Source organism: Paenibacillus andongensis (assembly GCF_025369935.1).
GTDB classification, from domain to species: Bacteria; Bacillota; Bacilli; order Paenibacillales; family NBRC-103111; genus Paenibacillus_E; species Paenibacillus_E andongensis.
Window position 1 is genome coordinate 4,180,987 of record NZ_CP104467.1, and the last position, 25,303, is coordinate 4,206,289.

The 25,303-nt window shown below is 42.6% G+C and carries 30 protein-coding genes; 9 read left to right on the forward strand and 21 right to left on the reverse strand.

The window, feature by feature from the left end; translation table 11 throughout:
- Window positions 1-143: 143 nt before the first annotated feature.
- Together NYR53_RS18840 and NYR53_RS18845 are read right to left on the reverse strand one after the other, a co-directional pair.
- The gene (locus tag NYR53_RS18840; protein WP_261300782.1) at window positions 144-1,196 is read right to left on the reverse strand and encodes a CotH kinase family protein; all 1,053 of its coding nucleotides are present in this window, start codon (window positions 1,194-1,196) and stop codon (window positions 144-146) included.
- Between the two features lie 66 nt (window positions 1,197-1,262).
- Window positions 1,263-1,490 (reverse strand): hypothetical protein, encoded by a 228-nt coding sequence (locus tag NYR53_RS18845; RefSeq protein WP_261300783.1) that lies wholly within the window; start codon window positions 1,488-1,490, stop codon window positions 1,263-1,265.
- Between the two features lie 308 nt (window positions 1,491-1,798).
- On the opposite strand from NYR53_RS18845, the gene NYR53_RS18850 reads away from it, so the two are divergent.
- The 3 genes from NYR53_RS18850 to NYR53_RS18860 all read left to right on the forward strand — a co-directional run bounded on the left by NYR53_RS18850 (window position 1,799) and on the right by NYR53_RS18860 (window position 4,367).
- Entirely contained in the window at window positions 1,799-2,518 is a 720-nt protein-coding gene (locus NYR53_RS18850) for a DUF2642 domain-containing protein (RefSeq protein WP_261300784.1), read from the forward strand.
- A gap of 171 nt (window positions 2,519-2,689) precedes the next feature.
- Window positions 2,690-3,385 carry a YwrJ family protein gene (locus tag NYR53_RS18855; protein ID WP_261306428.1) on the forward strand — a complete coding sequence of 232 codons (696 nt, stop codon included), beginning with the start codon at window positions 2,690-2,692 and terminating at the stop codon, window positions 3,383-3,385.
- A gap of 94 nt (window positions 3,386-3,479) precedes the next feature.
- Complete coding sequence (locus NYR53_RS18860; protein WP_261300785.1) at window positions 3,480-4,367, forward strand: alpha/beta fold hydrolase; 888 nt, start codon at window positions 3,480-3,482, stop codon at window positions 4,365-4,367.
- Here the strand turns inward: NYR53_RS18860 and NYR53_RS18865 are convergent.
- The 5 genes from NYR53_RS18865 to NYR53_RS18885 form a co-directional block, all read right to left on the reverse strand.
- Entirely contained in the window at window positions 4,364-4,522 is a 159-nt protein-coding gene (locus tag NYR53_RS18865; RefSeq protein ID WP_261300786.1) for an aspartyl-phosphate phosphatase Spo0E family protein, read from the reverse strand. The two genes, NYR53_RS18860 and NYR53_RS18865, sit on opposite strands and share 4 nt — an antisense overlap.
- Before the next feature lie 130 nt (window positions 4,523-4,652).
- Window positions 4,653-6,023 (reverse strand): PDZ domain-containing protein, encoded by a 1,371-nt coding sequence (locus tag NYR53_RS18870; protein WP_261300787.1) that lies wholly within the window; start codon window positions 6,021-6,023, stop codon window positions 4,653-4,655.
- 74 nt (window positions 6,024-6,097) lie between these two features.
- A complete protein-coding gene (gene hisA, locus NYR53_RS18875) occupies window positions 6,098-6,859 on the reverse strand; it encodes a phosphoribosylformimino-5-aminoimidazole carboxamide ribotide isomerase (protein WP_261300788.1) in 762 nt (253 codons plus the stop codon).
- A gap of 181 nt (window positions 6,860-7,040) precedes the next feature.
- On the reverse strand, window positions 7,041-7,514 hold the full coding sequence (locus tag NYR53_RS18880; RefSeq protein WP_261300789.1) for a hypothetical protein: 474 nt from the start codon (window positions 7,512-7,514) through the stop codon (window positions 7,041-7,043).
- A gap of 15 nt (window positions 7,515-7,529) precedes the next feature.
- Window positions 7,530-7,838 (reverse strand): hypothetical protein, encoded by a 309-nt coding sequence (locus NYR53_RS18885; RefSeq protein ID WP_261300790.1) that lies wholly within the window; start codon window positions 7,836-7,838, stop codon window positions 7,530-7,532.
- A gap of 295 nt (window positions 7,839-8,133) precedes the next feature.
- On the opposite strand from NYR53_RS18885, the gene NYR53_RS18890 reads away from it, so the two are divergent.
- Window positions 8,134-8,433 carry a hypothetical protein gene (locus tag NYR53_RS18890; RefSeq protein WP_261300791.1) on the forward strand — a complete coding sequence of 100 codons (300 nt, stop codon included), beginning with the start codon at window positions 8,134-8,136 and terminating at the stop codon, window positions 8,431-8,433.
- A gap of 15 nt (window positions 8,434-8,448) precedes the next feature.
- On the opposite strand, the gene NYR53_RS18895 is transcribed toward NYR53_RS18890, so the two are convergent.
- A complete protein-coding gene (locus tag NYR53_RS18895) occupies window positions 8,449-8,964 on the reverse strand; it encodes a DUF6886 family protein (protein WP_261300792.1) in 516 nt (171 codons plus the stop codon).
- Between the two features lie 138 nt (window positions 8,965-9,102).
- Between NYR53_RS18895 and NYR53_RS18900 the strand changes: the two genes are divergently transcribed.
- Window positions 9,103-9,756 (forward strand): phosphatase PAP2 family protein, encoded by a 654-nt coding sequence (locus NYR53_RS18900; RefSeq protein ID WP_261300793.1) that lies wholly within the window; start codon window positions 9,103-9,105, stop codon window positions 9,754-9,756.
- A 338-nt stretch (window positions 9,757-10,094) separates the two neighbouring features.
- Here the strand turns inward: NYR53_RS18900 and NYR53_RS18905 are convergent, their stop codons facing one another.
- The 5 genes from NYR53_RS18905 to NYR53_RS18925 all read right to left on the reverse strand — a co-directional run bounded on the left by NYR53_RS18905 (window position 10,095) and on the right by NYR53_RS18925 (window position 15,108).
- Window positions 10,095-11,144 (reverse strand): YheC/YheD family endospore coat-associated protein, encoded by a 1,050-nt coding sequence (locus NYR53_RS18905; protein WP_261300794.1) that lies wholly within the window; start codon window positions 11,142-11,144, stop codon window positions 10,095-10,097.
- A gap of 113 nt (window positions 11,145-11,257) precedes the next feature.
- Window positions 11,258-11,785, reverse strand: a complete 528-nt coding sequence (locus NYR53_RS18910; protein ID WP_261300795.1) for a GNAT family N-acetyltransferase — start codon at window positions 11,783-11,785, stop codon at window positions 11,258-11,260.
- Window positions 11,786-11,789: 4 nt separating this feature from the next.
- Complete coding sequence (locus NYR53_RS18915) at window positions 11,790-12,221, reverse strand: NUDIX hydrolase (RefSeq protein ID WP_261300796.1); 432 nt, start codon at window positions 12,219-12,221, stop codon at window positions 11,790-11,792.
- A gap of 143 nt (window positions 12,222-12,364) precedes the next feature.
- Window positions 12,365-14,287, reverse strand: coding sequence for a DUF2334 domain-containing protein (locus NYR53_RS18920; protein WP_261300797.1), 1,923 nt, complete (start codon window positions 14,285-14,287; stop codon window positions 12,365-12,367).
- A gap of 128 nt (window positions 14,288-14,415) precedes the next feature.
- A complete protein-coding gene (locus NYR53_RS18925) occupies window positions 14,416-15,108 on the reverse strand; it encodes a class I SAM-dependent methyltransferase (RefSeq protein ID WP_261300798.1) in 693 nt (230 codons plus the stop codon).
- Between the two features lie 237 nt (window positions 15,109-15,345).
- On the opposite strand from NYR53_RS18925, the gene NYR53_RS18930 reads away from it, so the two are divergent.
- Together NYR53_RS18930 and NYR53_RS18935 are read left to right on the forward strand one after the other, a co-directional pair.
- Complete coding sequence (locus NYR53_RS18930; RefSeq protein ID WP_261300799.1) at window positions 15,346-15,735, forward strand: hypothetical protein; 390 nt, start codon at window positions 15,346-15,348, stop codon at window positions 15,733-15,735.
- Window positions 15,736-15,763: 28 nt separating this feature from the next.
- The gene (locus NYR53_RS18935; protein WP_261300800.1) at window positions 15,764-16,660 is read left to right on the forward strand and encodes a YitT family protein; all 897 of its coding nucleotides are present in this window, start codon (window positions 15,764-15,766) and stop codon (window positions 16,658-16,660) included.
- A gap of 274 nt (window positions 16,661-16,934) precedes the next feature.
- On the opposite strand, the gene NYR53_RS18940 is transcribed toward NYR53_RS18935, so the two are convergent.
- The 5 genes from NYR53_RS18940 to NYR53_RS18960 all read right to left on the reverse strand — a co-directional run bounded on the left by NYR53_RS18940 (window position 16,935) and on the right by NYR53_RS18960 (window position 20,650).
- Complete coding sequence (locus NYR53_RS18940; protein ID WP_261306429.1) at window positions 16,935-17,795, reverse strand: IS3 family transposase; 861 nt, start codon at window positions 17,793-17,795, stop codon at window positions 16,935-16,937.
- 11 nt (window positions 17,796-17,806) lie between these two features.
- Window positions 17,807-18,121, reverse strand: a complete 315-nt coding sequence (locus NYR53_RS18945; protein ID WP_261300801.1) for a transposase — start codon at window positions 18,119-18,121, stop codon at window positions 17,807-17,809.
- A gap of 423 nt (window positions 18,122-18,544) precedes the next feature.
- Window positions 18,545-19,579 carry a Gfo/Idh/MocA family protein gene (locus NYR53_RS18950; RefSeq protein WP_261300802.1) on the reverse strand — a complete coding sequence of 345 codons (1,035 nt, stop codon included), beginning with the start codon at window positions 19,577-19,579 and terminating at the stop codon, window positions 18,545-18,547.
- A 134-nt stretch (window positions 19,580-19,713) separates the two neighbouring features.
- Complete coding sequence (locus tag NYR53_RS18955; RefSeq protein ID WP_261300803.1) at window positions 19,714-19,977, reverse strand: HPr family phosphocarrier protein; 264 nt, start codon at window positions 19,975-19,977, stop codon at window positions 19,714-19,716.
- 19 nt (window positions 19,978-19,996) lie between these two features.
- Window positions 19,997-20,650 carry a serine/threonine-protein kinase gene (locus NYR53_RS18960; RefSeq protein WP_261300804.1) on the reverse strand — a complete coding sequence of 218 codons (654 nt, stop codon included), beginning with the start codon at window positions 20,648-20,650 and terminating at the stop codon, window positions 19,997-19,999.
- A 237-nt stretch (window positions 20,651-20,887) separates the two neighbouring features.
- On the opposite strand from NYR53_RS18960, the gene NYR53_RS18965 reads away from it, so the two are divergent.
- Both NYR53_RS18965 and NYR53_RS18970 read left to right on the forward strand, forming a co-directional pair.
- Entirely contained in the window at window positions 20,888-21,778 is an 891-nt protein-coding gene (locus NYR53_RS18965; protein ID WP_261300805.1) for a cation diffusion facilitator family transporter, read from the forward strand.
- 32 nt (window positions 21,779-21,810) lie between these two features.
- The gene (locus NYR53_RS18970) at window positions 21,811-22,032 is read left to right on the forward strand and encodes a hypothetical protein (RefSeq protein ID WP_261300806.1); all 222 of its coding nucleotides are present in this window, start codon (window positions 21,811-21,813) and stop codon (window positions 22,030-22,032) included.
- Window positions 22,033-22,252: 220 nt separating this feature from the next.
- Here the strand turns inward: NYR53_RS18970 and msrB are convergent, their stop codons facing one another.
- The 3 genes from msrB to NYR53_RS18985 form a co-directional block, all read right to left on the reverse strand.
- Window positions 22,253-23,236, reverse strand: coding sequence for a peptide-methionine (R)-S-oxide reductase MsrB (gene msrB / locus NYR53_RS18975; RefSeq protein ID WP_261300807.1), 984 nt, complete (start codon window positions 23,234-23,236; stop codon window positions 22,253-22,255).
- Between the two features lie 107 nt (window positions 23,237-23,343).
- Window positions 23,344-24,276, reverse strand: coding sequence for a manganese-dependent inorganic pyrophosphatase (locus tag NYR53_RS18980; RefSeq protein WP_261300808.1), 933 nt, complete (start codon window positions 24,274-24,276; stop codon window positions 23,344-23,346).
- Between the two features lie 143 nt (window positions 24,277-24,419).
- On the reverse strand, window positions 24,420-25,244 hold the full coding sequence (locus tag NYR53_RS18985; RefSeq protein ID WP_261300809.1) for a polysaccharide deacetylase family protein: 825 nt from the start codon (window positions 25,242-25,244) through the stop codon (window positions 24,420-24,422).
- Between the last annotated feature and the right edge of the window lie 59 nt (window positions 25,245-25,303).

Here is a 25,303-nt window from a genome sequence, read left to right on the forward strand (position 1 = left end):
TAGTTACTGATACAGTATGTATACGGGACCTGTATACATTTTGCTATAAACGCTTACCCCCATCTTTCAAATATTCCACTTATGTCTAGTAAAGGATGAACTGGAACAACAAAAAAACCAAATGCTATGGGGCATTTGGTTGGCTAGAGCTTTTCCATTTCTTGCTTAATAATTTCCCGCCTTTCCTTAATGTAGTTCAATATTAATTCTGGCTCACCTCTGAATTCCGAATAAGGCCATTTACGATTATAATCATTCAGCATATAGGGGGCTATCGTACCGTGTAAATGTTCAATCATCGGGGATATCTGTTTCCGTGTAAATGATGTACGAAGAATGGAAGTAAGAATTTGTTTATAACGCAGCCTAACGCTCTTGAAATTCATCAGTTTTGCGGTTAAGCCATTGTAGCCTTTAATGCGAACCAAGTCGCTGCCACATACTTTCCCGTAGCAATTCCTCCCCCACGTGCCTTCATAATCCCAGGGTATGATGCGGTATAATTTGCTTGGCCTGTGACGATAGATCGCATAATTTTGATCAAAGCCATCAAAATTTCCAGTGAAAACGGCTCCTGCTAACCATCGCAAATAATTATCTATATCCAGATGGGATTGTAAGTATTGAGCTAATGGTTTCCCAGACAGTTTATTGATCTTGGAAATGAATGCGCTCAGTTCTTTTCTTTCGGCGCTTAAGCCCATGATTTGCTCGTATCCTTCAAACATCGACTTCTTATGCCTTTTTGTTTCCGGGTGAAACAGTTCAAAGTTGGCATCATCGTCCACGGCATAGAAAAGGGATTGCGCACTAATCCTCCGTTTCCTGAAGAAGTTTTTATCAACAGCTTCTATTTCTAAATAAACCCCCTGATTCTCACCGTTTAGCTTCAATTCAAAATGCTTTGTTTGTGGACTAGGTACACCAATTCGTTGGAAAAATCGAAAGGAGAGCGCATTCCGTATCATCGAAGGATCATCATACTCTGCATTCAGATGGTAAGTCTTACCCCCGTATACAATTTCATACGATTTCTTCCTATACTCTCGCGTGTGCCCACCCCGATAACGAACCTTAATAGGAACATGTTTCCCTTTACTCATTAGTACACCGTTTACGAATTGATTACTCCAAACATCTTCATTCAACTTCCTAAGCTGCTGATCCTGGATTACGATATGTCGAGTCGGTATCATGGCACACCGCCTTTTTGCATAATAAAAAGCCTATCTATAGTAGATAGACTTTCATTCTAGATTAATTTATTCGTGATTATGAACGATTGCCACGGCTCTTGTTACCTCTTGTTTTGTTTCCGCGAGTTTTGTTGCCTCTCGTTTTGTCGCTTTTGTTTCCTCTTGTTTTATTACTCTTGTTGCCTCTCGTTTTGTCGCTTTTGTTGCCTCTCGTTTTGTCGCTTTTGTTGCCTCTCGTTTTGTCACTCTTGATGCCTCTCGTTTTGTCGCTTTTGTTGCCTCTCGTTTTGTCACTCTTGTTGCCTCTCGTTTTGTCGCTCTTGTTGCCTCTCGTTTTGTCGCTCTTGTTGCCTCTCGTTTTGTCGCTCTTGTTGCCTCTTGTTTTGTCGCAATTGCATTTGTTAGATAAACTAACCTCCATCTTCAAAAACCTCCTTATAGTTGATAGTGCAGTCTATGATAGGAGATTTGAATTGGATAGAGATATTGGTTGATATAGAAAAATTAATTATTAGTAGGTTCATTCTTTTGGTGGAATTATTGCAAAAATAGATTCTAATCTAGTACCTCATCTTTAACGGATACATATACTTATATTACAAATGAGCAGCAATGACATTGGTACAGGAGGTGAACACAAACTAGTATCCGCTGCTTATATTCAACTAAACCACATTCCTGAGAGGGGAAATGACAAAATGAGTTTAAACTATTTAGGTTCATTAATCGGTACTGAGGTTAGAATCAATCGTGGAGGTCCTGACTCTATCGTTGGTAGATTACTCTCCGTCCATCATGATTACTTAGTAGTCCGTATGAATGATGGAACAATTGTTTACATTCAATTACAGCATATCAAAAGCATTAGTGGCAGCAATGCTAGCAGAGGTAACAAAAGTAACAGTAGCAATGGAAACAAAAGCAACAGAAGTAACAGAAGCAATAGAAGCGGCAGAACTCCTCAACGTTTTGAGCATGCGTATACCTTTGAAGGACTCTTGAATCAAATGAGATACACATTTGTTCAAATCAACCGCGGAGGCCCTGAGAAAATTGAAGGTCTTGTCGTATATTCCGGGGATAATGTCTTGCTGCTTGTTGTGAATAATGAAATCATCCGTATTCCAATCTTCCATATTAAAAGTATTAGTGTAGGCAGCAGAAATAATAGCAAAGGCAATAACTCGAATAGCTCTTCCAATAAAAACAACAATAACAACAAAAGCAACAATAATAAAAGCAACAATAACAAAAGCAATAAAGCAACAGCCTCACAAATCGTAGCCATTAAACTTTTACTGAAAAAATACCGCGCTCTTTAAATCTAGTAGAACTTGCTGCACATATGATTCCCATATCCTATAACCCCAATCTCGTCGCAGGCGCGCTGATTGCTACGGCATTCAGCGCGCCATTTGGGGTTATTTATGCACGAAATCAATAAGGCTAAAGCATTTCTACTAGATTGAAAGGAGGTGCAAACTGTGGAAGCCATGACAAAACTAATTGACAAACAAGTGGAGCTATCATTCTCGGGGGTCCAACAACCTTTAAAGGGCGTGCTGCTTGAGGTAGGCAGTGATCTTATCGTGATTTTCAATGAATTTCATTTTTACTATATTCCAATTATCCATTTACAGTATTTAAAGATCGATACCTATGCCAACTCTTCCATAGACCCACCTTCGGAATATCCTTTTGACCTTCAGTCTGCGTCAATCTCTTATCGTAAGATGTTGATGAGCGCTAAAGGGATGTTCGTTGAAATATATATCACTGGCAATCAAAGCATACATGGGTACTTGACTCATATCATGAATGATTATTTTGCCTTCCACTCCCCTGTGTTTCATACAATTTTTATTTCGATGAAGCACGTCAAATATGTGATCCCTTACCATCCTAATACGACACCGTACTCGATGAAAATGGAAAATTTTCTCGTACAACCTTCTCAAGTTACGTTTTCACGCACGTTTGATCAACAATTAAAAAAACTGGAAAGCCAGTTTGTTATCCTGGATCTTGGGGAAAATCCAAGCAAAATTGGCGTCCTTCACTCAGCGGACTATCCTTTTCTCGAGCTTCATACAGCTACCGGGAAATCGATTCTGCATAGTGAGCATGTGAAAACCATTCATTTGCCATCTGCTCGCAAAAATGACAACTTTGGAGGGCGCATTTTCTAACGTTGACGTCCAGAATGGACGTCATTTTGCTTTGCTGTGGCAATTGGGCATTCTGGGCATAGACTAATGCATAAACTTCGAGAGGAAGACCATTATGACCTACAATTATTCTAACCCGCCGCAACCACTTCAAGCTTGGCCGTTTCAGCATACGAACCACCCCCCGATTCCGCATCCCGCATGGCCTTACATGACTCAGGCTCCTTGGGCTCGGGATTATGAACATGAGTACCGTGAAAGAGATCAGCCTCTCACTTTTGTACTGATTCACGGCTCGTGGGCAGATACAAGCTTTTGGTCCGGGGTTGCGTCTGAATTACGTAAAAAAGGCCATACCGTCTATGTTCCTGAATACCCAGGACATGGCGCTGACCCTAACAAGAATGTTACACATGCAGTGATGACCAAATCCATCGCCGATTACGTAACATCTCGCAATTTAAAAAACATTATCTTGGTTGGCCACAGCTTCGGTGGAAGTTTAGTCCAAAAAGTAGCAGAGCTTATCCCCGATCGTCTGAAACGACTCGTTTTCATGAACGCTTTTGTAGTTAAAGATGGTGGATCGCTAGCCGATGAGTTTCCTCCTTCTATGCAAGCCATGTTTAAACAGCTCATAGAAAGCTCTAAAGACAATACAGTGATGCTTCCATTTCCTTTTTTCAGAGAATCCTTTGCCAATCTAGCAAGTTATGCGCAAGCTCAACAGCTCTATAAAAAAGTTACACCCGAACCAGCTGGGCCCTTATTTGAAAAGTTTGATTTGAAGAAATTTTACAGCCTGCAAGTACCCAAAAGCTATGTCCATCTGATGGAAGATACAGTCATACCACTTGGAAATCCAGATTATGGCTGGCATCCGCATATGTCAAGCCGACTGGGATTATATCGATTTATTCAAACACACGGTGATCATATGTCAACAACGGAATACGAGCCGAAGCTTATTGCACGAAAGATTTATGAAGCATCTAGAGACTAACAAGCTATCAATAATTGATAAGTATTTAATAATTCATCCAACTCACTGGATAATCGCAATATGAACTCGGAGCGCAGCTCGTACATGTTTCCAGCATGGTTAAGCTCATCTCTTTTAGCTTCTATTTTCTTCTCTAGTTCAATTAACGAGTCCATCGTGCATGACCTCCAGTGAATAGTCTATTATTTATATATTTTATACAAATATTGTTAAGAAAATATGAGTATGACTAAGAAAACTATGAAAAAGCGCAGTTGTTGATGTGACAACATGCGCTTTTTTAGTTTAAGTGCAAGTTGACTGATTTTTTTGCTTAGGATTATCTCGCAACCAATTCAACATATCGTCAATCGTATGCACAGGTACAATTAGCAGCCCGGGTGCTCCTCGTCTTGCTTCTGCCTCGTTTTGAGCTGGAACAAAGAATACATCGGCATTCGTTCTGCTGACACTATAGGCTTTCTGCTCTAAGCCACCAACTGGACCAATCGAACCATCGGGTTCCATGGTACCCGTGCCTGCTACACGATTCCCATATGTAACACCGCATGGTGTGAGCTGATCAATCAATGTTAGTGCCAACACTGCACCATGCGAGGGTCCTCCCTCATGCAGCAGATAGTTATGATATTTCACCGGGTCTGGAATATCATATTGCACCTCATTCGCAACTTGAATGCCGAAAGCAGCACGGCTCGGATCATCCGGATTTTCCCGTGTCTTAACCGATAGACTAACTTGCTGCCCGCCGCGCAGCACCAACACCTTCACTTGATCTCCGGGCTTGGTCATTTTCATGCGGGCTGTCAGCTCTTGTACCGTAGTAACGCTATCATCATTTACTTTCTCGATCACATCACTTAGCTGTAAGACGCCAGCGCCGGGGCTATCTTTTAGAATCGCCGTAATGCGAACCCCATGCGAGGTGATTCCCTTGCCCTTACCTAGTTTCTGATAAGCAATTGCACTTCCTGCGGCGTTCGCATCCTCCTTCATCGTGCGAACTTCTTGGTTGTACTCCCCTAGAGACATACCGAGATTCTTCGGCTCAAATGTATACTTAGGAAAAAGCTTCGCATATAGCCAATCGATTGGGAATGCTGGTCGCTCAAAGACGAGCACACCCGAAATATCACCATGAACATTTCCCCCACCCGCCTGAGCGTAACGATTCATATTTAAGGTCAATCCTGGGTAAGTGACCATGGAATTCGTCGGCCAGAACATCACAAGCAATAGACACAAAATGGAACCAAACACGGTTATACTCTGAACAGGCACCTTGCGACGCATCCGTTCATGGAAAAATAAATTTATAAATACTAATAACCAAGTTATAAGAAAAGTACTCACCGAAATTTCAACTTTCTTCGGAATCGTTAGCAGAATAATGACACTTGCCAAGGAAGCTGCGATTATCGCGATGCTTCGAACGCGAAGCCAGATACTTCTTTGCGAGAACATATGCCATAATGCGCCAGCCATCCAAATAATAGGAATCAAGGCAAGAGCATAGATCAGCAGATCAATCGCATCTATCCAATAAATCCTTGTACCCAAACGCAAGGGATCAGGCAGCCAAATTAATTCCCCTGTTACAGCTAATATCAGGGCTAAAACCATACCCAAATAGTAAAGTCTTTGCCAGCGTGCCATCCCTCAAACATCTCCTATTTCACCGAATCGTAAAAGAGCAGACACCCCAATCATAAGGTATCTGCTGCTTTTAACTAAGTTAACTCGTTCATATATTTCACGACTTCATCATAGGAAAGCTTGCCACCGAAAATATCTAAGGCACTCCCAATGGTGATATCGAGCTTCCCGCGGGACAACTCTTTGAATAGCTCAAGATCCGCGAATGATCTTGCTCCTCCTGCGTAGGTAGTAGGTATAACAACCCATTCAGCCAGCGTACTGACCAAGCTTTGCTGAATCCCGCTTTGTTTGCCCTCAACATCAACAGCATGAATTAGAAACTCATCACAATATTGTTCCAAAAACCGAATGTTTTCATGATTCAATTCAAAGTCACTTATTTGCTTCCATTGGTTAGTAGCGACGAACCATTTGCCATCTTTCTCCTTACAGCTGAGATCTATGACCAAATTATTCTTTCCTACCTCAGCTACGATTCGGTTAAGATTGTCCATATTCAATTTCCCGTCGCGGAAAATATAGGAGGTAACAACGACGTGCGAAGCACCTTGTTCAAGATAGTAGCTAGCATTCTCCGCATGAATACCACCGCCAATTTGCAAACCGCCAGGATACTCTCGCAGCGCGTTCACGGCTTCATCCTTATTCCCGTCACCAAGCATGATGACATGCCCTCCAAGTAGATGATCCCTTTTGAACATCGCGGCATAATAGGTTGAGTCATAAGAGGAAACAAAGTTTTCAATGATTTCCTTCCCCTCCGTACTTAATGTCTCACCTACGATTTGTTTAACTTTTCCGTTGTGTAAATCGATACAAGGTCTAAATTTCACGAAAATACCCCCACTAGAATCAATTGCTGCTAGATCAATTTTCCATCAATTATAGCACAAATAGCTCTCTGATGAGGGTGGAGTACAATTAACATTTTTAACAAGCTGCCTTCACCCAGTCATCTTCATGAAAAAAAACCTCATCCACAGATGAGGTTTTCTTGATATTTTGCGATAAAATTTACTTTCTAGTGAATCCTTCTTCGTCCAGATACTCTTGAACCTCTTCATAGGTTTCAAAGGCGCAGTCTAGATTGCTTCCGGCATAGATATACCATAAATCTTCAACAAAGGTAACGACCAAGAGATGGCCGTCTTCATCTATCCAATTCTCTTCTTGTTGGTCTGTTTCATGCTTTGGAATCTTCTTGGATGTCTTACCCGTTAAAGAATGAATCGACTTCTCGATAATGTCTCGAAGCTCTTCCGCGCTGAAATCACGAATATTTATTAACCCTTTGTTATCCGTAGCATATCCTTTGATATATTCAGCGTATACAAATCCATTTCCGTTTGGGTGCAGGTGATAAACAACCGTCTTCTTATCATAAGCACTTTCTTCATAATGAAAATTAATCCGGCCAAGTGATACATTTTTCCGTTCTAACTCGGGAAAAGATTCCACGATAGCTAATTTTTCCTCTAAACTAAGCATACAAGCCTCCGTAACCTACTCAATAACCTGGATTTTAAACACATTCTCCAATTTTCCATCTGATCTTTTTTTCAAAGGCACTTTAATGTCTCTTCCGAGTTCTTTGAAAAAAGTTTCAACATCACACTGTACATTGGAAAGGATAACTTTGAATGAACCGTCTTCGACAATGTTCTGATTAGCTTCTGCAAGGACCTTAACATCTACCGCGTATTTCTTTGTTAACGTGTTGATGTATCGGCTGAAAATTTCAAGTAATTCCTCATTGTTAAAATTTTCAATAACCAGTTTTCCCTTGTTCGTAAAATTTAATTGAACGTTCACTTTTAAATGTCCCCTTTTCCTATAAAACCGATTATTTTCTTGTGGTAAAAACATGCTGACCGTCTGGTTCTTCCTCATTGAAAAGGATCCAATCCCTTGTTGGCATCGTTGGCTTTACATCGATCAAATAATGCTTCTCTTCTATTTTACTTGTTTTTATGGGTATGAAGCAATACAAAAGCCAAATTCATTTTTAAAAATAAAAAGAAGCAGGTCATTCCCTGCCTCTTCTTGTCTTATATTGTATAATTATAACACACTTTTATGAATTCTAAGCAAAAAGGATGGAATCTCAATGGCCTTTGGCATAAAAAGAGAAGAACTTCAACAATGGAAGGCTGCCGTTAGCCGCGGCGAAATTGCCTTTTTGACTCATTACTGGTTGGATAAACGCTTTGTTGGCATTCGAACCGTCACGAAAGTGGGGTGTTCTGACTTGGATCGACTATCCAAATGGTGTATATCACATGGATTAGACCCGCAATATATTCACTATAGTCCTTCCTATCCCCATTTCGACCTCTTTGGCCCCATGCAAAAGCGAATATTAGAACTCGAGAATAAATGGGAGCAGATCGAAAGATTCAAACTCTAATAAATTTAAAATGATTTAAACACGTTTCGCATGTTCAAATCGATGGATGCCAAAATCAGTAAGCGTCGAAGCAAGAATAGCTTCTCTAAGTTTAATTAAACTTGGCGTAAATCTCACTTCAATATTTAATGCCATCAATTGATCTAATAATTGACTAATGGGCTGCATGTCCAATGGTCTGACCGTTTGCTCAGAAATGAAGTAACCTGCGGTTTCATCAAACATTTCAAAGCCTTCTCTTGCAAATGTATACCGATACATCGTTGTCTGACTGATTTGTGAATACCAATCGTTCTCCACCACCATAACCGTGTCAGAGGAACTTACTCCAAAAAATGTTCGCTCATCTTCTTCACTCATCGTTTCTGTTCTCTTGTACACAATGCGCGGACAATTCCGTGGCACATAAAAAGTAAAGGCATGCTCAGGGTCTATTGCCCAAACGACTGGAGGCATATCTGTACGATTTGCCTTTACTCTTGGGATGAATACCTCAATATCGGGTTCATGGCTAAAATGATATAACACCATTAGATCACCTCTTCATGATCCATAATTCTAGAGGCATGATGAAATACCTTTAAATAGTAATAGGCTCGTATACATAAATAACCATATGTTATACTAAATATTTGTAAATATTAAAACTTGTGAATTTGGAGAACCTACATGATCCCGAAACTTAAAATTACCTTTGTCCTCATTCTTTGCATCTTTTCACTTATTTGCTTCTCCCTTGTTGCTACCCAGATTCAAGGCCAACGAATCGCGCATTTCGATCACAATGTCATTAGTCTCATTCAAGGAATGGAATCGCCTGGACTCACCCTATTCATGAAAGTATTCACTTTCATTGGTTCAACCCCGATCGTTGTCGTCATTGCCCTCACTGCCATACTTTTTCTTTATTTTGTTTTACATCATCGTTTTGAGCTCATTTTCTTTATTTCCATAGTTGCTGGTACTGGTATTGTTAATTTGCTCCTCAAATTGTATTTTGCTCGTCAAAGACCCGACTTGCATAGACTTATCCAAGAAACTGGCTACAGCTTTCCCAGTGGGCATTCTATGGAAGCCTTCGCGCTTTACGCGTCGCTTGCTTTTCTCCTTTGGCGGCACCTCTCTACGAGAATCAGTAGAAGCATCACTATCATCATTTGCAGCATCATGATCGTTCTTATTGGAATAAGTCGAATTTATCTTGGAGTTCATTACCCGAGTGATGTCTTGGGCGGATACTTAGCTAGCGGGGTCTACTTCACATTAGGAGTATGGTTATTTCAATGGTACAAAGAGTATCGAGCTTACAAATTTGCTAAGTAATTTCGTTAATTTGCCTCAATCTCGTTTCAAATCGACTTATGAATTCTATCGAATACTCGCCAATTGCTACTATTTGATCACGGACAAGCCCTGGAAATTCGGAATGATGGATATCTAGATTATCATCAAGTTCGTTATACCAGGGCAATAAATTCATTTTGATAATTAACAAACGACTTTTCACCTCGAATTCCACCTTTACAGCGTCATATTAAAGTTTATTCCAATCACGCTGTTTGTGTCCTAGTTGAATAAGCCAATTATAGTAGTGTTATTCCCCATTTCTTCTATTAACTATGTAATAGCCCCGCAAAAGATAGGGCTGGATTAATTGATCTTCATCGGTTTAATAGAAACTTAGCATATCTTAACGGTGTCTCATACGTATTATTAAAAGTCTGATGCATTTTTAATTGCTTAAATTCATACCGTTGATCTCTTCCATTCACTTCGATAAGTTTAACTCGCCCATTCAGGTCAACGCCAACATCCAGTCCGACGTCAGCCATAGATGGGATGCGCTCACTTAGGTTTTCAACGATCAACAGAGATACTTGCTCAACAGATGCCTTTATTCGGTATGGATCAAAGCCGCTAGCCCGAAACAATTCTTCACATCGTCTAGCTTCTCCGCCTTTAGCCAAATTCGTAACATGTCTACCTGACGCTGCAACTTTGCCTGCAATACCCGTAATCTGCCACTTTCCTTTATCCCCGCGCTGGGCGGAAATCCTTAGATCGTAGGGTCGACCATTATACGTTGCCAATGAAATCGCTTGTTGGATGAGATAGCTTTGTTTTCCAACCTTTTCATGGATAAAATCTTGGGCTTTCTTTTCACTAAGCATTTTCGGTTCGTTATTACTCCAGCAAACCTGCCAATCCTCGTTTTCCTTCTGAGTGACTTTAATCACCCCTTTACCAACACTGCTATTCGTCGGTTTAATGTATAGAGATGAAAATCTTTTCATAGCATCTACCATTTGCTCTCTTGAGTAAGCCATAGTTTCAGGAAGATACTCTCGAATTGCTTTGAATGTCGATAATAACTTGTGAATACGAAGTTTATCATGGCGATTTTGCCCATTGAATACAATACTTGATTTGGAAAGAAGACTTAATTGCTTTTGTAAATACGGCGTAAGGGTCATCGCACGATTATGAGTGACTTTGGGAATAGGCAGCCTAATGAGTCGATACTTTTTATTTTCATAGCATAAGCCTAAAACAGACTTCTCATTGATATGCTGAAGGCACATGTAGAATGGCGTCATCCCCAGATTTTCAGCGGCATTATTATAAAGATCGATTCGTTCATATCCGGTCTGCTGCCTGTGAATACCCAAATAAGTTTTTCGATCTAGAAGAATTCCAACCACACTGCTCACGTCATCACCTTCGTCTAATAGGATCACTTTTACACTGTATGCAGTCAGAGTCCACCTGGTCCAAATTACTGCAAAAAAGAGCCGCGGGGGTGGCAGCTCTCCTGGTTCCATAACTATTGCTTCTTGTACATATAAACCATCATTTCCTCATCATAGCCCTGTCCCGCATATTCCAAAGCATTGCGTTCAACGCCATACGTCTCAAAGCCTAATTTGCGGTAAAGGTCAATAGCTGCTCCGTTCGTGGTTACCACGCTAAGCGTCACTTGCTTTAAACCTTCCAACTGATTCCCTCTACGGATCACTTCTACCATTAATTGCTTCGCAATCCCATGCCCGCGGTAGTTCTCCGATACGTATACACCCCAAATAAAGGCTTTATGTTTCATCTTTAGACTTTGCTCTCTTTTAAAACCTACTGTCCCAATAAGCTGACCTTCCGTTGTAAAAGCACCCAATATATAATTGCTGCTATCTTGACCAATTCGTTTCACAATTTCTTCTAAAGGCAGCAGAACCGATTCTTCATATGCTGCACCGAACGCATCAGGGTGTTTATGCAGTGCCTCAAGCCGCAGCGCCCAATACGCCTTCGCTTCTTCTACCCGGATATCTCTGATCTCAATCTTAGTACTACTCATATACTCACCATCCCACACTTTCAAACCAGAGTCCCTGTTGTTTCTTCTCTAAGGCAAGCCGAATATATGTAACCATATTGTCAGGAAGCTCCCGCAAATGAAACCATTTCAATTGCTCGCACTTCTCTGGCTCTTTATTCGTGATCTCCCCCTGCCAGCTATGTACATTTAGAAAGAAGTCCACCCATTCCGAGGTCGTATTTTTACGATGCATGACACCGATAATTTCAATATCTGTAGGCTTGATGACAACCCCTGCTTCTTCTTTCGCTTCTCTTATTGCAGCTGCGATGACCTCTTCACCGCCATCCATTCGGCCTGCAACAACGCTCCAATTGCCGTCTTGAAAGCCGGTATTTTGTCGCTTCAATAATAAAACTTCTTCGTTTCGATAAAACAACACATGCACAGAGCCATATAAAATAGGTGTTCTCAAAATGATCCCCCTTCATCAACATATCCCTATCAGACTTCCTTAAAATCCCACTAACATTTAACTGATTTTATCAGATTGCTGCTTGCATTGTAAATTGTATAAATATAGCAAAAAAAGGAGCCAAATGGCCCCTTATCTGCTAATTATTCATTAACATTCAGACTTTGATAGGATAAAGCAACATCTAATTGCCCCTCATCGTTTGGTAACATCGCGATATCAACTTTCCCGTTTCCATCGAAATCTGCAACGGTGATACGTCCATTCGCTCGGCCCCATGGTCCAAAAACCGAGAGTAGCTTGTATTCATTCTCCGATGTTTGTAGATACACTCGGTTCGTTAAATTTTTGGAGTCAGAGCGTAAAATATCTTCCTTGCCATCCCCGTTAAAATCGCCGAATCGGATGCCGCCAAGCTCATCGGGAATGTTCAATGAAACCTTATTCAGCTTCCATTGCAAGTTCACTGTATCCAATTCAAATTCCACGCCTTGGGAGGTATTCTCTTTGAACAAAAACAAGCGTTGACTGTCTTCATTTCGTAAATTCTTCACAAGTAGATCCCTGGAAGAATTGGACCTAAATGTGTAAGGCTTAATTTCTTTAACTTTCCCACCATGCATGTATACACCTAGAAGTTGACTTCGATCTTGCGATTGACCGGCAAGGATACAGTCCCCATTGGACTGACGCAATTCATACAAATCATACCAACGTTTAGCCGGAATCGCCCAAATTTGTTGTCGCTCGAACGAAGTCCCATTGGATGCGTAGCTTTCCAGCTTGCCAGAAGGTCGAACGACCCAAAGACCTTTTTTACGGCGGTCATTCATACTATTAAGTGTAAATGATGAGCCATCTGTATACGGCAAGGACGCCCAAACCCTTGGTGCAGGTTGGTTTTCATTACGTAATCCATCGTACTGAGCTTGAATGACCGACAGATTGGAGGTCTTCTTATCCCATGTCACAATGTCATCTTGATTCCTGCCTGATACATTGCCGATTTGTACGAGTGTGGATTTTGAGCTTCCAACTTTCAAACTCACAGATGGTGCAAACGGTATGTAATCATGAATGGAATAGAACGGATAACCCTTCAATTGAATTTGCGTGATTAACCTTTGTAACACACTTTTATTCTCACCAGCGTATTGATATTGCGGTATACCGTCCTTCAGTATCTGTTCTCCCCAATCATCCACGACCGGCACGAGATAGCTGAACTCCAAAAAAGGATGATAGAAAAATGAGTTAATTCGCTCTGTTTTCCCCATTTGATTTAGAATAAACTTCTCATCTTTACCACTAGGGATATAGGAAAGTGTTGTCGGTACGAACACATTGCCAAACGACGTATTTCCAAACCCCTTATTAAGAACATTCATATATTGCGCTGCAGGTGGGTTGGAATCGATCGTAACATCAGGTTGATAAAAAAGGCCGAAATACGAACGAAACACCTTATCCTGTTCGGGTGTTGTATGATAATGCGGCGCTTCCCAGAAATGAGGTGATAAATTAGCAAGGCGAAAACGGCGATAACCTTCTTGCACACGCTGTTCCGCAAAAGCAGTAGTCGCAGTTTCAGGCTTATCAACGATATTAAATTCGTTGCCAATACCGGAGGCTTGATGTCCATCCTCACGATAAACATCACCCACTTGATGCGTATAACCATGCATGCCAATAGATCCGCCATGCTCCGCAGCTTCGCGTAGAACTCGATCAAAAGCTTGAATATAGTCATTATCCAACTGATCAATAGCGCGATCATAACGTTTACCGTCTTGACTTATATTGATCCAACGCGGGATGACCGCCATACTATAGTGAACATGCTGCTGATGCAAATAATCAAAGACGGCTCTCAACTTTCCGAGCCCTTCAGGTGTACTATAATAGCCTCCAGGACCTATGTCCTCTAACCGAAGCATCATGAATCGCGGATTATTATCGGCTCCTTCAACGGTGATGATGTGATTTAAACCGATGTATAAACTTAAAGTAACGATGCCTGCTATCACATACTTCAACCAATTGTATTTCTGTAATGAGATCCTCAACAAGCAAACTCCCCCCAAGGATGCTGGATCATTTTCTAAACCATGCAATTCACAAACTCTATAGGTCTATTGGACTATATCCATGGATAATTGTCTATTATAAGTTATTACGATAATTTTTGGTGCTGCTAATGGAAATGCTTATACCAAATACCCGCATACTCAGGCACCACATGCCAATTATTTGCCCTTACTTGCATTCCAAAATCCTCCCCAAAGAAATAGGAGGTTAATTGTACAGCCTCATCCACATCTTTGAACTTATAATCGGTGGCTAGCGAGGTGTGTTCAAACCCATATTCGGTTTCTAACAACTGGTAATAAGGTGCCAAATAATCATATCTCGTCGGTTTCGCAAAACCTGTTCCCAAAGTCTCCAGAATAATCGCTGTTCCGCTTGGTCTAAGAATGCGTCTAATTTCAGACATCATTTGTTTCAAATTATTCTCCCAACCCACGTTATTCGAGCTAGCAAGATAACATAAGCTCCACCCTGCTACGACGAGATCCTTGCTAGCGTCCTCAATTGGCAGGGCTCTATGGTCGGAAACAATCGTCCGCCAGTTAGTTTTAGAAGATGATGAAGTTAACTTTTTCTCTAACACACGAAGCATGGCCTTTGAGCTATCCAGACACCAAAGTGAATTGGCTTCTTCGGCCAGAAACATGGAAAGCCTTCCAGTACCTGCTCCTAAGTCTATCACATCCAAATGCGCATAAGGCCTTATCTCATGAATTACCTTTGCTAAATTTGGTTGCTTACTAATTAATAGATCGTATGTTTCAGTGTTATCTTGATAAATATTAGTATCACGAGACATGCTCATTCCTCCTTCAAGTTTTTCTAAGAATAAACCTTAACCTAAGGTTAAGGTCAAGCGTTTGAAGGAATTTTGAGAAGGAGTACAACATGAGTGCGCTTACAACTTTGAAATCACATATACACTCCAATCTTATCACGCCGTTCATGATTTGAATATAAAAATGATACCGCTTTCAGGTTTGACTCAGTGGGACTGAAGTGCTACAATTCAAGCAAATTTGGTTACAAAACATGATTGGAGGGAATGCTCCTGCATCATTTTAAACATAAATGGCAATGGACGATTTTGGTCTGGATCATTCTTGGGTTGTTCGTATTTCCTTTGACACCGCCAATTTCACACCACTATTCTTTCGATACCGATAGCATCGTATTATCCAATACGACCCATGTCTTAACCGTTCAAGCACATCCGCCATCCAGAGACACATTACGAGCTCACGAAGACAAGATTCAGTGGCACGATGATTATGATAAACAATATGAAATGACCGTATTTGTTGTTTTTATTATTTTTATATTATCTAACATATGGGAGCGACTGAAAGGTATCTTATTAGCTTTTCTCAAATTCATATCGGGTTACACAGGCCTCATTCTTCATTATTCATTAGAACCCAACTGAATGAAAATGTGGAAAAGAGGAACCCTTTATGTCAAACCTAACAGCTGGAACTGAACAAGCACGCTCCCAACATCAAAAGTTAACCCGCATTAAATTTATACGTAGAATTATTTTTATGATCGTCGGATCTGCCTTATTTTCTATTGGTTTAGAAATTTTCTTAGTCCCCAACAATATTATTGATGGAGGCGTTGTAGGGATTTCAATCATCGTCTCACATTTGACAAAAATCCCATTAGGCGTGTTTCTCGTTATTTTGAATGTCCCTTTCTTACTTTTAGGGTACAAACAAATCGGCAAAACATTTGCCATCTCCACCTTATTCTCTGTCGTCCTTATGTCCATAGGAACCTCCCTGCTGCATCCGGTACAAGCAATTACCATTGATCCTTTGCTAGCTGCAGTATTCGGTGGAATCATACTTGGTATTGGTGTAGGATTAGTCATTCGCTCTGGCGGTTCTCTCGATGGAACAGAAATTGTAGCCATTGTATTTAGCAAAAAGTCGCCATTCTCCGTCGGCGAAATCGTGATGTTTTTCAATCTGTTTATTCTCGCCAGCGCAGGCTTTGTCTTCGGTTGGGATCATGCGATGTACTCGCTCATTGCGTATTACATTGCCTTCAAAATGATTGATATCACCATCGAAGGCCTGGATCAATCCAAAGCCGTCTGGATCATCAGCGATGAGTCCGACAAAATTGGGGACACCATAACATCCCGACTTGGCCGCGGCGTAACCTACCTTAAAGGCGAAGGCGCCTTTACAGGAGATGACAAGAAAGTGATCTTCAGCGTAATCACCCGATTGGAAGAAGCCAAGCTGAAGTCCATCTTGGACGAATTGGATCCCAAAGCTTTCCTCGCCATAGGCAATATTCATGATGTTAAAGGCGGTAGATTTAAAAAGAAAGATATTCATTAAATGGCAAGAAGAGGCTAAACAGAGTTTTCTGTTTAACCTCTTCTTTGTTTTTATGTAACGTGGTCATAAAATAGAATAAGACCGGTTTTGGCTTCTTTTAGGTTGATTTCATCCCTAAGGTGCCAAAAGTAGCAATGGGAGCTATTGAGACACTACGGTTGCAGCTAGGTCCTCAGTTTGATGCAAAAAGTGCAGCTAATTTTGTCCCAACAGGAAATTTCACGAGAGATACTGCAAATATGCTCTTCTGTCAAGAAAGTGGACACTTCTTTAGTTAAGCTGCGTTCTGGTAGTACAACTTTTCGAAGCGTAACGGAGACATGTAGCCAATCGTGCTGTTAGATCGTTTCCGGTTGTAAAAGATTTCGAGGTATCGGAACAACTTCTCCTGCGCTTCTTGCTTCGTCTTAAATTTGGGTTTGCTATAGATACACTCACGTTTTAAGATGCTGTGAAAAGCCTCAATACAAGCATTGTCATAACAGTTGCCCTTACGACTCATGCTTGGCTTCATACCGTAGCTTGCTAACTGCTCACGGTACTCCTTTGAGGCATACTGGGAGCCGCGATCAGAATGATGGATAAGGCCTTTGCCTGGCTTCTTTGAGGCGTATGCCTGATTTAGCGCATCCATTACCAAGTCAGTCGTCATTCGATCGCTAAGTTTCCATCCAACGATTTGTTTCGTGTGCAGATCCATGATGCTAGCCAGATAGAGCCTCCCTTGACGGCAAGGAATGTAGGTTATGTCAGCTACCCACTTTTCATTTGGTTTCGTTGCTTTAAAGTCTTGCTCAAGGATATTGGGAGCAATGGGCTGATCGTGATTAGAATCTGTCGTAGTGACCCTGAACTTCCGCGCCATACACGAACGTAATCCATGTTCGCGCATAATAAGACCCACCGTACGTTCCGCTACGGTCCAGCCTTCTTTCACAAGTTCTTTGAATATCCTCGGGCTGCCATAAGTTTCATCCGAATCATAAAAATGCCACTTAATGCGTTTAGTTAGTTCCTCTTTGCGCTTGTTACGCTCGGACACAACAACAGTTTTCCATTTGTAATAGCCGCTCCTAGACACTTGTAGCACGTCACACATCTTCTCCAATCGAAACTCGGAGCGATGATCCTCGATGAATTGGAACCTTAGTTCTTTTCTTTGCTGAAGATGTGCAGCGCCTTTTTTAAAATAGCGAGTTCCTCTTGGAGATCTTGATTTTGGCGTTCTTTCTCCTGATACTCCAGATCTTTTTCACGTAACTGTTGCTCAAGCTGGCGCACTCTTTCCGGAGTAATTACTGACTCCGTCTGAAATTCGTCACGGTATGTAGCTTTCCAGTTGTGCAGAACACCCGCAGATATCCCGAGCTCTTCGGACATCTGCGGCATTGATTTACCTTGCTCTAAGATGTACTTCACTGTCTGCTTCTTAAATTCTTCACTATAACGATTTCGTTCCATCCCGGACACCTCTCCCTCTTATTGATATTATCTTAGTTTCACTTAAGAGATGTCCACTTTTAATTCTAGGTGCAATAGTACAGCTAATTCGAAGAATTTGGCTCATTTAGGCTGAAATATGAAAATTAGATGTACAAGATGCATATAAACTCCTCAGTAGTTTAAATAATCTGAGATTTGCTGCACATTCTGCATCTTGTTGGTAAACCGCTCGCCACTTTGTTAAAAATCCAATATGAACTCGCATAATAGCAGCTGACTCTGTACAACTTTGTCCCAAGCGATGAGCGAAATGTTGCATATACTATAAGTGCGGAGTTACTGCTACAAGTAGAAGAATACCGCTGCAGCCAGAATTTACGTAGACATCAGCGAATCAGCAGGCTTCAACTACCAGCTTGCGGCAGCTGCACATACAGCATCCTAGTTCCAGTAGTTCCTCAGATCAACCTTCTGACCAAGCTTGGCGCTTTCAAGCGCACCCAGCACCATCGCCATGCTCTTGATGTTGTCGCGGCAGTCCGTCTCCGCGCGGCGGCCTTCTTCCAGCGCCGCGAACATCTCGTCCAGGCAGCCGGCATGGCCGCTGCGGCCGGGCCAGTTCACTTCCGCGTCCACTCTCGTGTAGTCGCGGATGAACTTGCCGGCTTGGTCGCCGGCCGCTACGATCTCGGCATACGGCACGCCGCTTCCGTCCCAAAGAGCGGTGCCCTGCTCGCCGGTCACACGCCAAGCCGCCTCCCATGAGGTCGGCGCCCCTTCCGCGCACCAGGAGCCGCGATAACAAAACACAGAGCCGTCTGATAGCTCATAGATGCAGATCGCAGAGGCATTCCCGGCGTACCACGAGCCGGGCGGATTGAATTCTTGGCAGTACACCGAAACGGGGTCTGCCCCCGTAATAAACCGAGCCTGATCGAAGGTATGGATCGCCATGTCTAGAATGAGCGGGCTTTCCATCGCCTCGCGAAAGCCCCCAAAATGCGGCCCCAAGAAGAAATCGGCGCCGACATAACCAACGCGGCCGATCGTTCCCGCGTTGATGATTTCACGCAGTGCACGGATGTTCGCGTCGTAGCGGCGGTTCTGCATGACGGAGAAGGATCTTCCCGTCCGCTCCGCCAGCTGAATTAGCTCCCGCGCTTCCGCCATTGTTGCGGCCATCGGCTTCTCACCGAAGACATCACATCCCTGCCGAAGTGCAGTACCGCACACCTGGAAATGGCTGGACGGAATCGTGATGTCCAGCACCAGATTAGCACCGCTTTCCTGAATAGCTTGCTCTAGATTGGTATAGACGCCGCAGGAAAGACCATGGCGGTCAGCCATGGCTTGTGCGAATTCCGTCTTAATATCAACAAGCGCAACAATGTCGCTATCCTCACGTTTTAACATATACTCAACCCATACATTCGCCATGCTGCCGCAACCAACGACCACGATGTGATACTTACTCATCTCGCACATTCCTCCAATATCATCCCTAAATTGCGTATTGCTACCTTATTACGCTTATTTTATCCCTTTTCTTAGGGACAATCTCTATCCAATCTTGTGAGAATAGGGTCAAATATTGTGCCTAGTCATGAATCTCATCGGTATGGCGCAAACAAATCAAACATAAAGTGCATGGCTTCTTCCTCATCTTTGCCTTTTGTAAGCAAACGAAGTGTCGTCCCCGCTTTGATCGGGACTAGAAGCATGCCCAACAGGCTTTTCACATCTACAATATGGTGCTTATGATCAAGCTCAAAGTCTATTGTAATGTCCGAAATAAAATGAGAAGACTTTGCAGAGATGGCCGATAAAGCGGCTCGTTGTAAATCTGAATGGATCACAAATTCATGTACTCTCATAAAACAAACCTTCCTTTATTTAAATTTCGGTTTCATTACTTTTTCTGCGGTATTTCTTCCATTTCCGATAGCTTCTCCGAACAACATTCAGGGCAAAATCGGGAATGGGCATTTTACGAACCCACGGATAATAGAAACGATCATAAGCATTTTTGAGATCGTCCCACATGGGACAATATTCGCTTTTCATAAAGTCAGACACGTCAACTACTAAACCTCTGCCATCTTTCATCATCACATTTTTCCCATGTACGTCATGAGGATTTAGGCCCCTGCTAACTGCGTAAGCGAGTGCTTCATCTATGTCAGTAATGACTTGGCGTGGTATCGGAATCCCTCGATGTAAGCATTTGTATAAAGTAACTCCCGTCAAACGGCGCAATACCAAATAATTATCCCCTGCATGCAAGCATTCTGAAAAGGCGGGATGATTCCCTAGACGTCTATATACTTCCTTTTCCTCTCCAATTCCCGGTCGACCTGGCGCATACACTTTAACAACGACCTCAGGGTAATCCGGGTGTGCTAGTACGGCTGCATAATTACCAGAACCAACGAGCTTCCATGGCTTAGGTATATAATGTACTACAATTGGATCGTAAGGTTGTTTACTGTAAAGCTCCAAATTCGGGAGCAAGTGGTGTTCAATTTCAATCAACCAAATCTTTAACATTGAACTATTTCTGCTCCCCTTCCATCTTGTTTTACTTACGTGAAGGCGACGGAATCATGATTTGTTAATTGCTGCTATGTGTGGTATTATACAAAGATATTTGTGTAAAGTGAAGTGTTGAACTATGTCCTATTATAATTTGCTAGATTCTCATATAAAAAATGAAGCTAATCCCTTGACCCTTGGTCAAGGGATTTTTTTTCCTTGGGGAAACACTTCTGTAGGAGGTCATCATTGATGAACAACGACAACAAATCATCTGTTTGGGCGATATGGCTATCCCTCATTAGCAACATCATTCTCACTATCATGAAAATCGTAATTGGGTTGCTTTTTCATAGTGAAGTTTTATTAGCTGATGGGGTTCATAACGCAGGTGATATTATCGCCACGATCGCAGCACTCAGTGCGATGCAAATTTCCAAGCTTCCAGCTGATGAAGACCATCCCTATGGCCATGGCAAAGCAGAGGTGTTAGGGTCGGGTTTTGTAGCTTTTATCCTTGCGCTAGCTGCCATTTATATTGCCTATCATTCGACAGCCGCATTTTTCCACGAGCCTCTGACGCCTAGCTTAATTGCCTTTATTGCAGCAGCAGTGTCTATGGTTTGGAAATACGTCCTCTATGTATATACGATGCGGATTGGCAGCAGAACGAACAGTAAGGGGCTGATTGCAACTGCCAAGGATCATCTAGCCGATGTCTACGCCTCTCTGGCGGCAGTTGTTGGAATTGGATTGGCCTTTGTTGGTAAAACTTATAACATTCACTGGTTATCTTACGGAGATGCAGAAGCGGGAATTATCGTTTCATTATTGGTTTTGAAATTAGCCGTGGAAATGGGCAAGGAAGCCTTCGATGTCCTTATGGAGAAAACAGTGGATCAACAAAAGCTGCATCAATATACGCTATTAATCCAAGCGGTTCCACAGGTAAAACGAATCGACCGTATTCGTGCACGGGAGCACGGTCATTACATTTTAGTGGATGCCAGAGTTGCCATTCCCGGTGAGCTCACGATCCAACAAGGGCATGATATCTCCCGTGCTATCAAGAAATCCATTATGGAACAGCATGGTGACGTCGATGAAGTCCTTATCCATTTGAACCCTTGGTACAAAGAATAACATGTAAAAAAATAACAGAAAGCGGTGCTGAGATGTCAAGCAATGCTTATTATTTAATCTTTTCTGTCATTTTAATAGCAGCTGTCATATTTACAGTGATCATTGGAAACTCCCGAACAAATAAAGAAGGCAATCCCGAATATGACAACAAAACCAGAGGCAATTGGTCTCGACTTACATTCTTCTATGTCATTGCTATTGCCCTTGGAGTGCTTGCGCTGATTATCTATGTAGTCAATCGTGCTTCCCTTTAAAGAACAAATAAGCGCGTTTTCCGCGCTTTCAGCGAGAGCTCTGCGAGTCGAAGCTCGCTAACAGAGTCTGAGAAGTCGAAAATCGACTTCGTTATTTTACATCACTTATCCACAAATAGGCATCTCGCATAATTTCCTATAATTCCTATACAATGAAAAAGACGCTAGCCAGGATCTTCCTCCTAATTAGCGTCTTTTTTATAATTCTCACCTAAATGTCTTACTTCTCCTCAAAAAAACGAAGATAAGCGCCGTACCCTTCCTTCTCCAAATCAGCTAAAGGAATAAAACGAAGTGCAGCCGAATTAATGCAATATCTAAGTCCGTTAGGCCCTGGACCATCATTAAACACGTGGCCTAGGTGGGAATCCGCCTCATGACTACGCACCTCTGTACGTATCATGAAATGACTATGATCCGCTTTCTCTTTTACACTGCCTTCGAAGACGGGTTTCGTGAAACTAGGCCAGCCACAGCCTGAATCAAATTTGTCATAGGAGCTAAATAACGGTTCGCCCGAAACGATGTCTACATATAGACCCTTCTCGTGAGAGTCCCAGAACTCATTCTCAAATGGGCGTTCGGTCGCATTATTTTGCGTTACCTCATATTGAAGCGGTGTTAATTTTTGCTTGCGCTCAGCTTTATCCTTGGCTGTGTTCCAATGCTTCTCAATAAAGGAATCGCGTCCTGACCCTTTGCGGTAGGCCTTGTAATGCTGCGGATTTTTATGATGATAGTCCTGATGATAGTCTTCACCAGGATAAAAGGCTTCCGCATCAATCCGAACGATTTCCGTTACGATAGGACGATCGAATCGGCCGCTATCCTGGAGGGCTTGCTTGGAAGCTTCAGCCTTCTCTTTCTGCTCGTCACTATGGGCAAAAATACCAGTCCGGTAAGAAGATCCGCGGTCATGGAACTGACCTCCGCTATCTGTAGGATCAATTTGACGCCAAAATGTATCAAGTAATTTATCATAAGGATATAATTCGGGGTCAAATGTAATTTGAACGGCTTCTGCATGACCTGTTGTCTCCGAACATACCTCTTTGTATGTCGGATTGCTTGTGTGACCGCCAATATAACCTGACACAACGGATATAATACCTGGCAGTTCCTCAAATGGTGTAACCATACACCAGAAACATCCACCAGCAAAAGTTGCCTTTTCATAATTGCCTTGTTGAACGTTATTAACCATTTCTGCTTCACCTCTTCCTTTCGTATCCCTTCTATCATACCAAATGATGAGCAAAGAACCAAAAGACACCGTCCATCCGAACGGTGTCTTCGTAATAAAGCTGAATCTTACAGGGTGTTGAAGATATCCGTAAGAACAGGCACGATCTGTGATTTACGTGAAACAACGCCTTTGAGCAGCGCTTTGTTGTCTACAAGCGTAACATTATAAGCTTTCTCCACTGCATCTGCTTTGCGTCCAAGAGCAAGACCGACGGAATCATTGTTAAGAATGTCTGTCACAACAAATAAGAACAAGTCCAGGTTCTTCTCAGCGATGATGGCATTAAGCGCGGATTCAATCTCAGCTTGCCCAGAAAGAACATCGTTAACATCAACCGCATTCACTTGCGCGATTTCGGCTTTGTAATTGCCCATTTGGAATTCTTTGGCATCCAAAGAAATCAATTGTGCAACAGTTTTGTCGCTTAGATCTGCTCCGGCTTTCAACATTTCCAGTCCGTACGTCTCAGCGTCAACGCCAGCAATTGCAGCAAGTTCACGAGCAGCGGCAACATCTTGCTCCGTGCAAGTCGGGGATTTGAACAACAAGGAGTCCGAAATGATAGCTGAAAGCATCAAACCTGCGATGTCTTTGTCGATAGTAACTCCGTTTTCTTTGTACAATTTATTAAGGATTGTTGCTGTGCAACCAACCGGCTCTGCGCGATAGTAAAGCGGATGGCTAGTCTCGAAGTTAGCAATCCGATGGTGGTCAATGACTTCCACAACACGTACTTGATCGATGTCTGTAGCACTTTGTTGGCGCTCAACATGGTCTACCAAGATCACATTGGCTGCTTCATTCGCTACAGTCTCAACTTGACGAGGCGCTGCAACTTTAAAAGTATCCAAAGCATATTGAGTTTCACCATTCACACTGCCAAGACGAACAGCCTCAACCTCTAGGCCTAGTTTCTTTTTCAGTGCAGCATAAGCAATTGCGGATGTGATTGAATCAGTGTCCGGATTTTTATGTCCGAAAATTAGTGTTTTTGACATTGTACGACTCCTTAACCGGAAATAGTGTAGTTATAACTTATCATCTCTATCTACGATTATACTAAAAAATCTCGGTAAATCCACTACTAAACCAAAAGCTTTAGTGTGATTAAGCAATGATAAAGCGTCTAGACTCAATGGCTCTAAGGGGAAGCTTTACTCCCTCTTCCCGGATATGAAAGCTTCTGAGCCCATGTTTCAAGATCATCTTCGCCGTGAACGACAATTCGATTTTGTTCATATGGCGATTGGTTCGACGAAGCATTCCCATCCTTCGTTGTGAAGGCATAGCGGAATCCTGCCTTTTTTAAGATCTTCAACGTATCCTCGTTGTACTCGCCAAACGGATATGCAAAAACATCTGCGCTCTTTCCGAGCGCCTGCTCAATACGTCTGCGCGATTCCGTGATCTCCTCGCGCTGCTGTTCTATGCTGAGCTGCGGCAGATGGGGATGTGTCATGCCATGCGGCACTATGTCCCACCCCGCCGCGCTCAGCTCTTTCACTTGTGGCCAGTTCAAGTAACCTGGCTGGCCAATGAATCCTGGCGACAGGAACAACGTCGCCGGAAAGCCATGTCGCTGCAGGATCGGCAGCGCCACCTCAGCATTGTTCGCGTAGCCGTCATCGAACGTGAGCAGCACAGGCCTCTCCGGTGACGGTTGCTTCTTCTCCAAGATGCGCGCGAAATCCCCCAGCGTCAACGGGGTAAAGTGATGCGCGGCCAAAAAGTCCATTTGGCGCGCGAACATATCGGGGTGGAGCACGTACGTGTTCCCTGGCTCCACTCCGATGCTGTGGTAGTTCAGTACGGGAATCGCGATCTCGTGCTGCCGCTCTTCCGCCGCGACTTTAGACGCGGATGCTTGGGTTGGTGCTGACGCGAAGCATGCCAGCAATAGCCACGCAAGCGCGAAAACAGATACGAGTTTTCGCATAATTCGCAAGTATTTATTAGCCCAATTCATTCATAGTTCCCACTTCTCTTCCAGCTTTCTCAGCGCATCGTTTTCTTCGAAATACCCCG